Genomic DNA, 15,183 nt, shown 5'->3' on the forward strand with positions numbered 1-15,183 from the left:
AGAACGACGATGATAAGAGGATTAACAACAGCGGGTTTGGGAGAAATTGCTTCTAATGAAGAATATATCAGACTTGCGAGCCAATTCGGGTTTCAGGCCATAGACGTCAATCCATTAGAGTTGGTACAGCAGTATGGCAAGGATGGGGCCATCCAATTACTGGAAAGTCATGGCATCATGCTAGGATCATTTGGTTTAGAGGTAGATTGGCGCACGACAGAGGAAAGCTTTAGGGAAAGTCTGAAATCGCTTACGCTGATGGCTGAGGCCGCTGCTGCATTAAATTGCACCACATGCTGTACCTATATTTTGCCTTCGACAGATCTTCCGGTCGCACCGTTCATGATTGCAGCCACTAGACGTTTAAGACTATGTGCAGAAATATTAGACGCCTATGGTATTTCGCTAGCCTTAGAGTTCGTTGGTCCTCATCACTTACGTACACAATGGGCAAATCCGCTAATCTGGACGATGCAAGATACGTTGGACTGGATGGATTCAATTCAAGTGAGAAATATCGGTTTGTTACTGGATTCCTATCATTGGCATACGAATGGATTAACGAGGGAGGACCTGCTGAAATTACAACCGCATCAAATTGCGTATGTCCATATTAATGATGCTAAACCTCTGCTGATAGAGGAATTGCTTGATTCCGATCGATTGTATCCAGGGGAAGGATCCATTGATCTTACCGGATTCTTGGCAAGCTTGAAAAAGATCGGATACAAGGGCGTTATCGCTCAAGAAGTGCTAGCGCCAGCTTCATCACAAAGTTCATCTGAACTATTTTCTCGTTCCAAAGCAGGCTTCGATAAAGTATTCTCATCACTGGAAATCTAACCCCATCGAATCCCACATTGGAAGGAGCGTTAAGGATGAGTCTGTTCAAGGGTAGAATCGCTGCACACACCATCACTTGGGGGCAAGCGCATTTCAAAGCGTTGGAGGAAGTCTCCAGACTGGGTTTCACGGGGATTGAGCCGTGGGCGTCTTTTGCACTTCAATATGAAGAAAGTCCAGAACAATTACAAGAGCTCTTGGCTGGGTACGGGCTGGAGATGACTGCGTTGTATGGAGGTACGGCTGGGGGACAGCAGCAAAAATTCGGCAATGCCGCGAACACTTCGGGTATCATTGACTACAATGTGCGACTTGCTAAAATCATAGCGAAGTGTGGAGCAGACATCCTTGTCCTAGGGCCAGGTGGCACTCGGGATCAACCCTCATCGCTGGAAGAATTGAAGGTTGCCGCAGCCACGATGAATGAAGTGGCGGAAAGAACCTATGCCTTAGGGGTAAAGACATGTGTTCATCCGCATTTGTGGACGGAATTGCAAGACGAGAAAGAAATTGAGATTGTGATGAGCCTGACAGATCCGCGGGTGGTATATCTTGCCCCGGATTCAGCACATTTGCTCGGAGCGGGGATGGACCCGGCATCCATCATCCGAATGTATCAGGACAGGGTAGCTTATGTTCATTTGAAGGACCTGACAGACAGGTCTGCCGCTACACTTGATACACAGCTTCCTCATTTTTGTGAGTTAGGCAAAGGATCTGTTGATCTACACGCAACTATTGAAGCGCTGAATGAAATTGATTATTCCGGTTGGATGACACTCGAAGTGGACGAATCGCTAAATAGCCCGTACAATACCATGGAAATCTGCCGAGATTTTGTAGAAGATCACTTAAAGATTCCGGTTAGGATATAAAATAAGATCAATAAAATGTCAGAAGAAGGAGAAGATTCGAGGTGAATGAGTCGTGGATGAACAGCATTTCCCCTTATGTTCGAGTAGCCAAAGTCATGGAATCCTCCTTACTAGCAGGTGAATGGTTGGATCAAGATCACGTGTATACCTATATAGATCAGGGAGAGGCGGAGTTTTTCTTGAATGGGGTGAAGTTCCTGGTTCGAGAAGGGGATGTGCTGCTCATGCATCCATGCTTGCCCCATATAATTAGGTCCACCTCGGCTTTACCCTTAGTGCAGTATATCTTTCATTTTGATTTGTATGATAACGAGGATAAAAGCTCATCGGATCAAGCGGATGGACTTAGGCCCGGGATCCAGGATATCATGCCAAGTGAAATGCAGCTTGCTGATATTTATCCGCTATCTCATCTGCAGCTCCCAGATCGAATCGAATTGAAGAGAAGATTCATGCAACTGCAAAAAGAGATGCTAGATCCAACGTACGGTGGGGTATTAATCAACAAGTCTATCTGTTTGGAATTGTTGTTTTTGTTCTTTAGGAATCAGAATCTGTCCAAAGGAACGGAAGGGAAGAGAACCAAAGGATGGCCTTTAATTGAAGGCGCCATTCATCACATGCACCAGTGTTATCAAGATCCGCAGTTAAGTAATGAATCTATCAGTAGGCATGTTGGGGTGACTGCCAATCATTTGTCGTATGTGTTCAAGACTCAGCTTGGGGTGACCATTCATAATTATTTGAAGCATGTTCGTATCGAGCAGGCTAAATTGAGAATCATTCAGGGAAAGCAAAATCTAACGGAGATTGCCGAAGATGTGGGGTTTTCTAGTATTCATCTGTTCAGTCGGACGTTCAAAACAAATGTGGGAGTAATGCCTAGTAAGTTTGCCGCGATGCGATCTGCTTTAATCAATAAATCGCAATAAAGGAATCGACCATCTGCTCTTTGGGATGGTTGATTTTTTTCCTCTGAACATAGGAATACATACGTCTATAGGCCTCTTAATATAGTATAATCATACTGTATTGCTCAAAGTTGGAGATAGGGATATAGCACTATTAAATACTATTGACGAATGAGGAGTCTATGAGAACTTCGGAGAATAAAATTAAGTTAAGTCATATGTTGTACATAGTAGTATTCATCTGCCTGCTGATTGCAATACGCTGGAGCTGGTACAATCATTTTACTCTGTCCAATCCTCCTGTAGTGGAGCAAGGTGTGCTCGATTTGCGGGGAGTAGACCTTGAATCACTAAGCTCTTTTCCATTGGATGGAGAATGGGAGTTTTATCCTCAACAATGGGTGAATGCCGCCAATGTGGATAGCGTTTTAAAAGGCCAAATGCTTCAGGTGCCGGGTAACTGGAATTCTGTATTCAATTCTGCTGAGCAAAAGAAGGCGTATGGATACGGAACTTATCATTTGCGGATTCTGCTAGAACGCCCCTTGTCTGAACCACTTAGCTTTTGGTTCCAATCCATCTATACTTCTTCTGAAGTGGAGATTAATGGAACAATTCTCTCACGGTTTGGAGTGTTATCTGACGAGAAGGAAGAGCATGTTTATGTGACGAAAGCATTCTTAATCAGTTATACACCTACAGATCAGAAGCATCTGGATCTGTTTGTTCGGACGTCAAATTATGAGTCTCCACTAAAAGGAGGCATAATTCGGTCCGTGGAGTTTGGCATTCAACATGAGGTAGACACTATATACTGGAATTCCATTGGCTTGCAGCTAGTCGTAGGAGTCATGCTTCTTCTACATGGGTTGTATTTATTGATTATCTATCTGATGGATGTACGAAAAACAGAGCTGATTATTTTTTTCCTAATGATGGTCGCTGCGGCTGTATCCATTGGGGTTGAACATAATGGACTGATGTTCCGGTTTCTTCATGTTGATTTTGCCTGGATGTTGAGGTTAAAGGTTCTTTCGTATATAGGGTTTTGTTTATTCCTTTTATTGATGGGAAGAGAACTATTGGGGAATCGACGGAAAGGCAAGGCGTTTTATAGTTACATCCTGTCAGTTCTCATTTTTACTTTATTTATTATTGTAGGTCCTGAAGAGGCAGTGTTATATATCATCGGAAAAGGGTATTACATGATCCTGTATTACGTTCCAGTGTGTTGGACGGTATATTATTTTTGGAAGATGGTATCCTTACGAGCTGAAGGTGCTCTATTTTTATTGTTTTCAGTGTTAGCAGTACTAAATAATATGTTGTGGGGGGCTGTCTACTATGCCGGTAGCTCACAATTTATGTTTTATCCCGTAGATTTAATTGCTGCCCTTGCCGCATTTTCCGCCTATTGGTTTAGGAGATATTTTCATCAATCCCATCAAAATGTGTTACTGAACGCTCAATTGGCGGAATCCAATAAATTAAAGGACCGTTTTCTAGCCAATACGTCACATGAACTGCGCACTCCACTGCATGGGATTATGAATATTGCCCAAAGTGTGTTAACAAGAAAAAAACATGTGCTGGATGAAGAGAGCCAGCGTGACATGGAATTGCTAATTATGGTCAGTCGCCGGATGTCGCTTATGCTGAATGACTTGCTTGATGTTGTGCGATTGCAGGATAAGCGGATTGTGATGAATATAAAGGCGTTGCAAGTGAGGTCATTGGCTGAAGGTGTACTGGATATGTTACGTTTCTTAACCGGTGGGACGAAGGTGGAGCTTCGAATGTCTATAGATGAGAATCTGCCTCGTGTTTATGCTGATGAGGAGCGATTGGTGCAGATTCTGATTAATTTAGTTCATAACGCACTAAAGTACACCGAACAGGGAAGTGTTGAACTGGCCGCAGAACAAGTGGGTGGGGATGTATGGATACATGTTACGGATACAGGAGTTGGTATGGATGAAGCTTTGAAAAAGCGTGTTTTTATGCGCTATGAACAAGGGGCTTACGGTCAAGGCGGCATTGGGCTGGGACTTAGCATCTGTAAGGAGCTGGTCGAACTGCATGGCAGTGAATTATTGCTGCAATCGCAGCCGGGTCAGGGAAGTAAGTTCAGCTTCAAATTACCTGTAGCTAAAGGGAGCCTGAAGTCATCTATTCCAGATTTTCATACAGAAAAAGATTCGGATCCATTGTCACCATTCAGCACGTGGATAACTGCTGAGAAATCAGCTATGGTGGCTGCCGCCTATAACACAAAGGAAGTAGAGGCACTCTCGAAGCTCGATACAGACGCTGACATCATACATGTGCTAGCGGTTGATGATGATTCGGTCAATTTAAAAGTTCTGCAAAATATTTTATCAGATGGAGCTTATCGGATTGATACAACGACTTCAGCCCGTGAGGCGCTGGATATGTTGCATCATGAGCAGTTCGATTTGGTTGTCGCTGATGTGATGATGCCGGGCATGTCTGGATATGAATTGACAAGATTGATACGCGAGCGGTTCACGATGTATGAACTTCCTATTATTCTATTGACCGCTCGCAGTGAGCAGGAGGATGTTTACGCAGGTTTCTTGGCTGGCGCTAATGACTATGTAACCAAGCCAGTAGATGCCATGGAATTGAAGTATCGTGCTTCGTCGCTCACTTCTATGAAGCAAGCAGTCAATGATCGTTTGAGAATGGAGGCTGCTTATTTACAAGCGCAGATCCATCCACATTTTCTCTTTAATACATTAAATTCGATTATGTCCTTGAGTGATTTTAACACTGTCAAAATGAAAGATCTTTCAGATGCATTCACTACTTATCTGCGGATCAGCTTTGACTTCTTAAATGCAGGCAAACTTGTTTCGCTGTCGCAAGAGCTGGAGCTGGTCGAGAATTATGTATATATCCAGCAGCAGCGTTTTGAGGAGAGGCTGCAGGTTGAATGGGAGGTAGACGCGAATCTACAGCTTCTAATTCCTCCGCTGACCATTCAGCCACTGGTCGAGAACGCCGTCCGGCATGGGATTTTAAGTCGGGCAAAAGGTGGAACCTTGCGTATTCACATCGAGACACATGTGGAGGCTGTTCATTTTATCATTGCAGATACGGGGATTGGAATGGATGAAGCTCAAGTCAGCAAGTTATTACAGCCAAAAAGCCTTAAGGATCAAGGAATTGGGCTTCTTAATACTGATCGAAGATTAACACAATTATATGGACAAGGCTTGAAGATTCAAAGTATTCCAGGGGTGGGAACTACGGTATCTTTCATTATTCCTGATTAGGAGGGTTATAAAACCATCCTTTTCTGTCCAGCTGTAATTGAGTGGATGTGATTTGGATGATCAATTCTTCCACAGCGGATAAGGTTGCAACTATACAGACAATGGTTGTCCAAATGGTGTGGTTACTATGGGAAAGCCATATAGGAGTTACAAATAAGAGAAGCCCGGTGAGTTTATTGCCGTAGGTATGGATACTTGCGTAAGTTTTGAATCTGCGGAGGGCAATCCCTGTCGATGTTATGCGGATGGCCGCGATCAAGAAGATCCATAGGATGAATTCGAGGGTAAGACCCAGATATGGATACAAAGTAAATAAGCAGATCCCGATTAGTATCGTGTCGGCAGCAGAATCCAGCTTTGCTCCGAGATTACTTGTTGTGTCTGATTTTCGGGCAATTGGACCATCTATCAGATCGGTGACTCCGCAAAGGATATAAATTGCAAGAAAGGCCGAACTTAGCGGCTCGAAGAATAACAGCATTATTGCCAAAATAATTCTGCCAAGTGTAATACAGTTAGGTATAACTTTCAACTTCAATCCCACCTTTGTTCATGACCTCATTTAATTCTATTGTACCAGAGGAAGAGTATATGCTATTTGGAAAAGGATTATAAGATAGTATTGAAGAAGTAGTGAAGTAGAAGTATAGATTAGGATTCTAGCGGTAAATTAGGAGGGATTTTATGAAGCAGAATACAAACTTAAAGGTACATACATTAGCTGATATCGAACATCTGAAAATTCACGGCAGAACAACAGGGTCACTTTCTCCACTAACGTTATTTTGGACAGGCAGTGCGGTCGAATTAAATGTTAAAAGTTCTGAGCTATGGCTTGAAGTAGAAGCAGATTATGATGTTTATGAACCCTGGATTAGCATCCTGATCAATTCCGTTCCTGTTAGCAGACAAATGTTAGTAGCAGGCAGGTATTGGATTTGTGTATTTAGAGGCATGAATGATCGTGTTGTCAACAATATTCGTATTGTAAAAGATGTGCAGGCAATGAGTGGAGACCCTGGCTGCTCTTTGCAGATACATGCGGTGAAGATGGATGGAAAATTCCTGCCTGTTGCGGACAAACCCCACAAGATAGAGTTCATAGGTGACAGCATCACATCCGGAGAAGGAAGTATAGGTGCCAAGGCTGAAGAAGATTGGATTCCAATGTGGTTTAGCGCCATCAACAACTATACCAGAATGACAGCAGATGCTTTAAATGCAGAATATAGAGTTATTTCTCAAAGTGGCTGGGGAGTCCTTACTAGCTGGGATAATAATCCGCACGGTAATATCCCTGATTGTTATGAGCAGGTTTGTGGTCTTCTAACTGGAGCAAAAAACGAAGCTTTAGGAGCTTTTCAAGAACATTCTTTTGAAACCTGGCAGCCAGATGTTGTGGTAGTTAATCTAGGAACAAATGATGGGGGCGCCTTTCAATCGCCAGAATGGAAAGATGAGGTAACAGGGGAGAGCCATAAACAACGCTTAAATGAAGACGGGACCTATCATGAGGATGATATACAAGCTTTTGTCGATGCCGCTGAGAAATTTCTGATGAAGCTTAGAAAAAATAATCAACATGCACATCTCGTATGGGCATATGGGATGCTTGGTATCCCGATGATGCCAGCGATCTACCGGGCGGTCGATGTTTATAGCAAGAAAACAGGGGACAAGCAGGTTTCTGTATTGCAGCTTCCAAATATGACGGATGAGACCATAGGGGCAAGAAGTCATCCGGGAGCATTAGCTCATGAACAAGCGGCAAAAGAGTTGACGGGGTATTTGAAAGGGATTCTAGCGAGCGAAAGTTAATGAGGAATTCATAAAAAAACAAGCCGGAGCGAAAGGATCACGCTCTGGCTTGTTTTTATTTACTTTAGTCTATTTGGTGGATACAGACTTGAACCATTCGTTAACTTCTTTGGTGATTTGATCACCACCATTTGCTTTCCAGTTGGAAACAAAGGAGTCAAAGGCATCTACAGGTAGCTTACCGTAAATGATTTTGTTGAAGGTTTCCATTTCGGATTGACGAAGCAGATTCCATTTGGATACCATCGTTGGTGTCGCAGCGCCAGTGAAATAGTTCTGTCTACGAATGTCTATTTGTGACATAACAACTTTTGCAGCGGCCCAGTTTTCCGGTTTACGGAACTCAGCCATTTGTTTTTCATAAGGAGTTACAGGGGTTTCACCGTCAGCAAGTTTAACCAATGTCTTCATGAACAGATCAGGAATACGAGCCGGTCCAGTTAAGAAAGGAAACTCATTGGAGAAGTCTTTAATCTTCTCTTTATCACTAGTAGGCTTTCCATCAATCATGTCCCAATCGTAGCCTTTAGCAAAGCCGTATTCAAATTCACTACCAGCTGCTGGATTAGCTAGGTTATCAAGCAAGTAGTTGTAGTATAAGAAAATTGCTTCAGGGTGCTTAGCATCTTTGTTAATCATGATACTAGCGTTTACCCCAGAGTTCTGCCATTTGGTACCGATGAGTCCGTCTGGACCTGCTGGAACCGGATAAGCTTTGATCTTCGCTCCAGGTACATTTTTCATAAGATCGGGAGCCGGCCAGTCTGGAACCCAGTTTGCCCCTGGTAGAATACCTGCGGCGCCTTTTGTCCAGCTTTCAGCAGATTTACCTTCATCCCAAAGTGCAGAGTCTGTGTGAATATAACCTTTGTCCATCCACTCACTAAGCTTAGCAAGGGCTTGTTTAGCACCAGGGTTAATGGAACCGTATTCTAGATTGCCGTCGGCATCTTTATTCCATTGTTCCTCAATCGTACCGTAAGCACCGAATAACCAGTCGAGTTGGCCCATCCAGGTGTTTGTATTATTTTTCAAAGAAATCGCAAGTGGGAAAACATCTTTAGGTGCTAGACCGTCAGGGTTTTCGTTCTTAAATTTGTCCATGATATTCTCAAGATCGGCGATTGTTTTTGGAGCCTGAAGGTTCAGCTTTTCCATCCAATCTTCACGTAACCAGAGAAGAGTATCGTCATTATCAGTATATTCAAGGATCGGCATATTGTATTTCTTACCGTCTTTTGTGAATGGATACCAAAGTTCTGGGTGTGCTGCAGCATGATCTTTTAGAATTTTATTAGCATATTTGTCGAACAACTCATCGATAGCAATGAACTGACCGGAATCAATCAGTTGATTGGTCAATACTGCATTGGTTGGTACAGAAACGAAGTCAGGCAGCTTTTCGCCAGAAGCAATGGCAAGCTGAAGCTTTTGTCTGTATTGATCGTCATTGGCAGGATACCAAGTATCTTTATGCTTCATGCCCAGTGTTTCCAGCATCCAGCGATCGTGAACATTGTTTTCTTTGGTATCACCTTGAACATATTTCTTCGGCATCAATACCGAACTGAACTCGATGGGTGGATCGTATTTACCTTTTTCAAAAGCAGCATCTGCTTCAGATAAACTAGTCTCAGACGATGTGGTATTGTTTTGTTTGGCGTTTTCATTATTTCCGCCGCCACTGCCACAGGCTGTGAGTGTGATAAGTGCTGTGACCGTTAACAACGACCACATTTTTTTGAACTTGATCATTCTTTAATTCCCCCTACTGTGTATGATCTTTACAAGTGTAACTTTAACAACTAGTCGGGGATGGCATCTATATGAGATTTTTAGTTTCGATAGGACTCTATCATGCTATTTATTATTGTCTCGATATTCCTGCGGCGTTACTCCGAACTGTCGTTTGAACACTTTTATAAAATAAGCAGGGTCCATATAGCCAATCTCCATGCTGATTTCATAGACTTTTTTAGAGGTAGTCTTCAGCTTATGGCAGGCGCGATCCATGCGCAGGCGCGAGATATAATCGCTTATTCCTTCACCCGTTTCAATCTTATAAATTTTTGATAAATGAGTCGGATGGAGGTTTACATGGTCAGCCAGAACCCGTAATGAAACATCTAAATGCAGGTTTTTGTCTGTGAAATCTTGAATCTTTTTCACATATTCAGACCTGATGTCTTTAATTTCGTTAGACGTTCCCTCTTTCAATTTGCTCAGAATGCTCAGGGACCATTTTCTAAGTTTACCGATGGTCGAGAACGCTTCACCGCTTTGCAACCAACCGAGATCGTCTCCCGCTAAGTTAGCTAGAGTATGCCCATTTCGGTGTGCGAGATTCGTGAAGGATGCAGTGATTAAAAAACCGGCCTCCATGCAATGCTCCCACGATTCAGACCATTTCTCATCCAGCTCCGCGCAGACAGCGAGTAGTTTCTCTTCCGCAGCATCCCAATGCCCACTTTCAAGCAGGTGAATTAGTGTCGGCGGGGTGTAAAGGGCATCCAAAGGTCCTTGGGTAGTGGAAGGTTCAAATTCGCTGACCCGCATTACGAATTCGCGCTCGTCTCCCACGATCTGCCGGAAATAAGCTGTAGCCTGACGGAAACGGCTCGACACCTTCTCGGGAAACTGGAACCATTCAGTGATTACTATGGACAGGGAACCTTTCAGAAATTGCTTAACCTTATACTGAAGCTGTAAAGAAAGCTTTTCTAGGATGGTTTCTTTGCCGATGTCGGATCCTTTCTCTTTAAGCTGAAGCAGAAACACAAGATATCCATGTTCCTCTTTAACGCCCCAGACCTGCATGAATTCACCCATAATCTCTTCAGCCATATTGATGATGGCATATTCAATTAAGGTTTGATCATTATTGTTATAATGGCTAAATTCTTCTTCCATGCGTACAAGCATCAAAGCGCAATCGCCAGAATGGAAGGGCAAATCATAAGTTACGAGCTTCCGTTCCCATTCGCCAGCTTGAAATTGATGACCTTGCAAGGCATCAAGCAGCAGTTGACCACGTAAAAGCGGCAGATTCTCACGAAGGGTAAATTGGGTTCGTTTAAGCGAACTGATAAGTTCCCATTCTGTGTTCAATTGCTCGATGGCAGTTTTGACTGCACCGATAATTTCATCATCGGTAGGTGGCTTAAGCAAGTAATCGACGGCATTATGCTGAAGTGCTTTTTTGGCGTAATCGAACTCCGAATGGCCTGATAAAATAATACATTTGATCTTTTTATCACGTTTTCTTATCCTCTCTATTAATTCAATTCCCGTCATTTCGGGCATTTGGATATCCGAGATCACAATATCAATAGGGTTTGTATCGATAATTTGTAGCGCTTCACGTGCTGAATACGCTTTATGCACCTGTTCAATGCCTAGCGTATGCCAGGGTTTAGTCATGGCAAGATTATCTACCCAGTGTGCTTCATCGTCTACTATAATCATTTGCATGTTGTTATTCTCCTTGATGATTCTTAAATTTAGAATATTCATCCTCCGTAGGGATTTCCCAGATAATCTCTGTTCGGAAACCTCCAAGAGGGGATGGTTTAAAGGTTAGACAGGATTGATTGCCGAACAGGTGCATGATCCGCTGATTCGTATTCCAGAGCCCGCAGCCCATTTCTTCCTGCAATGGCTCCTGCATTTTACGATTCAAAGCTTCCAGCTGCTCCGGATTCAAGCCAGGTCCGTCGTCATCAATGTAGATCTTGCAGAAGCCGTTCGAAATCTCACCACTAATGCTGATCTCACCCGAAGAATACGATTTGGCCACTCCGTGAATGACTGAATTCTCCACAATAGGTTGTAGCATTAGACGTGGCACAGACTGGCTTAACATGTTCTCAGGGATTTCGATATGATAATCAATTCTGGCATTGCGCAGCTTTTGAATATCCAAATAGTTGACGAGCAGCTTGATTTCTTCATCCAGTGACGCGGTTTCCCGTTCCATTCGGGTAGTATAACGGTAGTAAGCACTTAAATTATAAGCCATGGAGACGACAGCGTCCTCATCCTTCATTTGGGCCATATTGATAATATAACCAAGGCAGTTATAGAGAAAATGCGGATTGATTTGCGCCTGCAGTTGCTTAAGTGTAGCTTCGCGGGCACGGATTTTCTCATTGAACACATTCTCTATCAGGTCTTGAATTTGATGGGACATATCATTAAAGCGATGGAATAGAAACGAAAACTCGTTCCGGCCTTCATTATGAAGACGTACAGAATAATCTCCACGCTGCACGCGCCGTAAGCCTTTAATTAGCTTTTTGATAGGATATTGAACATTTCTGTATAGTAATATGGAAGCGGAAATTCCCATAACAAACAGCAAAATCATCGAGATATAGAACAAATCCTGACTGAGCGAAATGGGTTTTAGAATTTGATATAGAGGGACAACATCTATTAAATTCCAATCCAAATAGGAGGACTTCACAGAGCTGACCAGGTAGTTCTTGCCATTGAGTTTGACTACATCCTGGGTAGTATTCTCAGGTGAGTGTTTATCCAGGTAACGAATGAGTTCTTCAGATAGCTGCTTGTCCGCACTGCGATTCAGAATTGGCGAGTTCCCTTTATGATAGAGAAAAGGATCACCTTGTCCACCTTCCTTGTACGTATCCAGCATGTTCTGAATATTCTCATAACTGAAGCTGGCCTCAATCACCAAGTTGCTTCCCGTCAACATCCCCGGCTGAGCTAAGGAATCTGTATAGAACCAGTAGAAGGATTTTAACTCGTCTTTAGATTCCAAGCTGTGATCGCCATACGTCCATTTTCCACTCATATTTCTTTTTAAGTAATCCTCATCATACCCAAATGCTCGATTGTAGTTGGAGAGGACATCTTTATTTTGCTGTGAATGTACGGCATATCTGGCAGGCCAAATATCTGCAACCCCAGATTGAAGCACCATCTTTTCCTGAATGACATACCGGGTCTGCATCTGATCATAACGATCAGCCCAAATGTTTAATCCGTTGAAGGCTCTGACATTGGGATCTCTAGAAAGGATAAGGGTGAAGTCCATCATCTGATTAATACGCGAATCAATTTGACTGGACAGAAAAGTGAGCTGCTTCGTATTGGACACCTGCAGCTCTTTGCTTACAACATCGTATGTGACGTTATTTGAAAAGGTATACATGATAATAATGGGGATGAACAAGAGTATGATCAGGCAGTTTATTTTGGCAAACAAACTAAACCGGGATTGTATTAATTCTCTCAGGGATGTAAAGCGCTTCCAAATATTCATAAATGTACCCTCCAGATGATGTCCTAATAAAACCATATCAAGCCTAACAATGTTATATAGTCAAACCTGAGAAACGCCTGATACTATTTATAGCAGAGATCCCCATCACACACAAAATATTTTTTTTGGGAACAGGAGAGAGCTATGGAGGCTAATTCAATACAGCAGGTAGGCCTGGAAAATAAACCAAGTATAAAAAGAAAAAGAAAAAAAGGCTATAAACAACCATGGGTGCTCCACTTCATGGTATTACCGGCGGCAATTATGGTTTTTATTTTTTCTTATATCCCCATGTCAGGAATACTCATGGCATTTCAGGATTATAAGCCTGCATTAGGATTTTTTGATTCCGAATGGGTCGGACTTAAGCATTTTAGGTACATGTGGGAGAACGATTATTTCCTGCAAATTACCTGGAACACACTGTTTTTTGCTTGCTCCAAAATTGTTTTGAACCTGATTATTCCTTTTATATTCGCCTTGTTGCTTAATGAGGTAAGGAATATGGGCCTTAAAAGATCGATTCAAACACTCGTCTATCTACCGCATTTCTTGTCATGGGTTACCCTTTCAGGAATTCTGATCGATATCCTAGCTCAAACAGGGATTGTGAATCAGTTTATTTCGTCCGTTTTCGGCATAAAACCGATATTTTTTCTAGGGGACGGCAACTGGTTCCGATTTACCATCATAGCCAGTGATGTTTGGAAAGAATTTGGTTTCAACACGATCATTTTCCTAGCTGCGCTATCCGGCATTAATCCATCACTTTATGAAGCTGCTGAAGTGGATGGGGCAGGTCGCTGGAAGCAAACGATGTATATTACCATACCAGCACTTATTCCAATTGCTATTGTAATTGCGACCTTGGCACTGGGCAATGTATTGAACGCCAACTTTGACCAGGTATTTAACCTATATAGTCCTTTGATCTATCAACAAGGGGATATCATTGATACCTTTGTGTATAGAGAAGGTCTTCTCAGCGGACAATTCAGCTTTGCGACCGCAGTTAATCTTTTTAAATCAGCAATTAGTTTAATTCTAATCGTTATTTCATACCGACTTGCCTATAGATTTGCAGGGTACAGAATTTTCTAGAAAGGATGACAACAAATGTACCATAAAACCCTTCCATATCGAATATTTAGCATATTCAATAATGTGCTCCTAACTATCCTTTCGGTGCTCTGCTTGCTGCCATTGTATCACTTACTCATGGTATCTCTTAGTGCGTCCGCCCCAGCCAATGCTGGGTTGGTCACCTTTTGGCCAATTGGCTTCACTTTGGAGGCCTATGCAAAAACTTTTAACAATACTAATTTTCTTACATCCCTGTGGGTGTCGGTAGAGCGGACAATACTAGGAACTGCACTTGCACTGGTAGTAAATACGGTTGCAGCCTATGCTCTTTCTAAGGAAACTAGAGTTTTCCGGGCGCGTAATATCTATCTTTGGTATTTTGTCGTAACCATGCTGTTCAGTGGGGGTCTGATTCCGGGATATATCCTGATTCTAAAGCTCGGGCTGATGAATTCTTTGATGGCACTTATCTTACCTGGATTGGTAGCCGTGTTTAACATCATTTTGCTGCTGAACTTCTTCCGTGGTGTACCTAAGGACCTTGAGGAAGCAGCCTTTATTGATGGAGCAGGACATTTTAAGACCTTTTTGAAAATATATTTACCAGTCTCCTTACCAGTCATTGCAACAGTTTCCCTATTCATGATGGTGGGCCATTGGAACTCTTACTTTGACGGTATAATCTATATCAGAGATTCGGATAAGCTGCCACTGGCGACGTTTATGCAGACCATTATCGTTCAGGCAGATATGTCCAAGCTTGATCCGTCAGCTGTAGCTAACTTGTCTCAACGGACCATACGGGCTTCACAGATTTTCATAAGTGCGCTACCAATATTGTTGGTTTATCCATTCCTGCAACGTTATTTTGTGACAGGGATTGTAGTCGGAGCAGTAAAAGAATAGTCAAAAAAGAGGGAGTTACTGGACTAGTCCATGTAGCTCCCTTTTTTTTGTAGGTATGGCATGCAAATAGGCAACCCGAGATGAATTGCGCCTTCTAAAATACGGTGCTATACTTTTGGCATGAAATATGCTCGGAGGTGGTACAGTGCTAATGTTGAAAT

11 protein-coding genes are annotated in these 15,183 nt (G+C 42.7%); 7 read left to right on the forward strand and 4 right to left on the reverse strand.

What is annotated here, in order from left to right; genetic code table 11:
- Positions 1-9 precede the first annotated feature (9 nt).
- From MHH63_RS08585 to MHH63_RS08600, 4 genes are all read left to right on the forward strand, one after another.
- The gene (locus MHH63_RS08585; protein WP_076182792.1) at positions 10-843 is read left to right on the forward strand and encodes a sugar phosphate isomerase/epimerase family protein; all 834 of its coding nucleotides are present in this window, start codon (positions 10-12) and stop codon (positions 841-843) included.
- 35 nt (positions 844-878) lie between these two features.
- Positions 879-1,718: a sugar phosphate isomerase/epimerase family protein gene (locus MHH63_RS08590; protein ID WP_076182787.1), complete on the forward strand. Its 840-nt coding sequence runs from the start codon at positions 879-881 to the stop codon at positions 1,716-1,718.
- Positions 1,719-1,759: 41 nt separating this feature from the next.
- Positions 1,760-2,650: a helix-turn-helix transcriptional regulator gene (locus MHH63_RS08595; protein WP_076182783.1), complete on the forward strand. Its 891-nt coding sequence runs from the start codon at positions 1,760-1,762 to the stop codon at positions 2,648-2,650.
- A 161-nt stretch (positions 2,651-2,811) separates the two neighbouring features.
- Positions 2,812-5,928: an ATP-binding response regulator gene (locus MHH63_RS08600; protein ID WP_341171407.1), complete on the forward strand. Its 3,117-nt coding sequence runs from the start codon at positions 2,812-2,814 to the stop codon at positions 5,926-5,928.
- On the opposite strand, the gene MHH63_RS08605 is transcribed toward MHH63_RS08600, so the two are convergent.
- Positions 5,915-6,460, reverse strand: a complete 546-nt coding sequence (locus tag MHH63_RS08605; RefSeq protein WP_341171408.1) for a CDP-alcohol phosphatidyltransferase family protein — start codon at positions 6,458-6,460, stop codon at positions 5,915-5,917. The two genes, MHH63_RS08600 and MHH63_RS08605, sit on opposite strands and share 14 nt — an antisense overlap.
- 152 nt (positions 6,461-6,612) lie before the next feature.
- Here MHH63_RS08605 and MHH63_RS08610 point away from each other — a divergent pair, with 152 nt between their 5' ends.
- A complete protein-coding gene (locus MHH63_RS08610; protein ID WP_076182776.1) occupies positions 6,613-7,746 on the forward strand; it encodes an SGNH/GDSL hydrolase family protein in 1,134 nt (377 codons plus the stop codon).
- A gap of 69 nt (positions 7,747-7,815) precedes the next feature.
- Here MHH63_RS08610 and MHH63_RS08615 read toward each other — a convergent pair whose 3' ends face one another.
- The 3 genes from MHH63_RS08615 to MHH63_RS08625 form a co-directional block, all read right to left on the reverse strand.
- On the reverse strand, positions 7,816-9,501 hold the full coding sequence (locus tag MHH63_RS08615; RefSeq protein ID WP_076127158.1) for an ABC transporter substrate-binding protein: 1,686 nt from the start codon (positions 9,499-9,501) through the stop codon (positions 7,816-7,818).
- Between the two features lie 105 nt (positions 9,502-9,606).
- Positions 9,607-11,217: a response regulator transcription factor gene (locus MHH63_RS08620; protein ID WP_076218728.1), complete on the reverse strand. Its 1,611-nt coding sequence runs from the start codon at positions 11,215-11,217 to the stop codon at positions 9,607-9,609.
- 4 nt (positions 11,218-11,221) lie between these two features.
- Positions 11,222-13,033, reverse strand: coding sequence for a sensor histidine kinase (locus MHH63_RS08625; RefSeq protein ID WP_341171409.1), 1,812 nt, complete (start codon positions 13,031-13,033; stop codon positions 11,222-11,224).
- 144 nt (positions 13,034-13,177) lie between these two features.
- On the opposite strand from MHH63_RS08625, the gene MHH63_RS08630 reads away from it, so the two are divergent.
- Together MHH63_RS08630 and MHH63_RS08635 are read left to right on the forward strand one after the other, a co-directional pair.
- Positions 13,178-14,134 carry an ABC transporter permease gene (locus tag MHH63_RS08630; protein WP_036688682.1) on the forward strand — a complete coding sequence of 319 codons (957 nt, stop codon included), beginning with the start codon at positions 13,178-13,180 and terminating at the stop codon, positions 14,132-14,134.
- 15 nt (positions 14,135-14,149) lie between these two features.
- Positions 14,150-15,022 carry a carbohydrate ABC transporter permease gene (locus MHH63_RS08635; protein ID WP_036688680.1) on the forward strand — a complete coding sequence of 291 codons (873 nt, stop codon included), beginning with the start codon at positions 14,150-14,152 and terminating at the stop codon, positions 15,020-15,022.
- Positions 15,023-15,183 lie beyond the last annotated feature (161 nt).

The sequence above is a fragment of the Paenibacillus sp. FSL H3-0310 genome (genome assembly GCF_038002785.1).
GTDB lineage: Bacteria > Bacillota > Bacilli > Paenibacillales > Paenibacillaceae > Paenibacillus_AQ > Paenibacillus_AQ odorifer.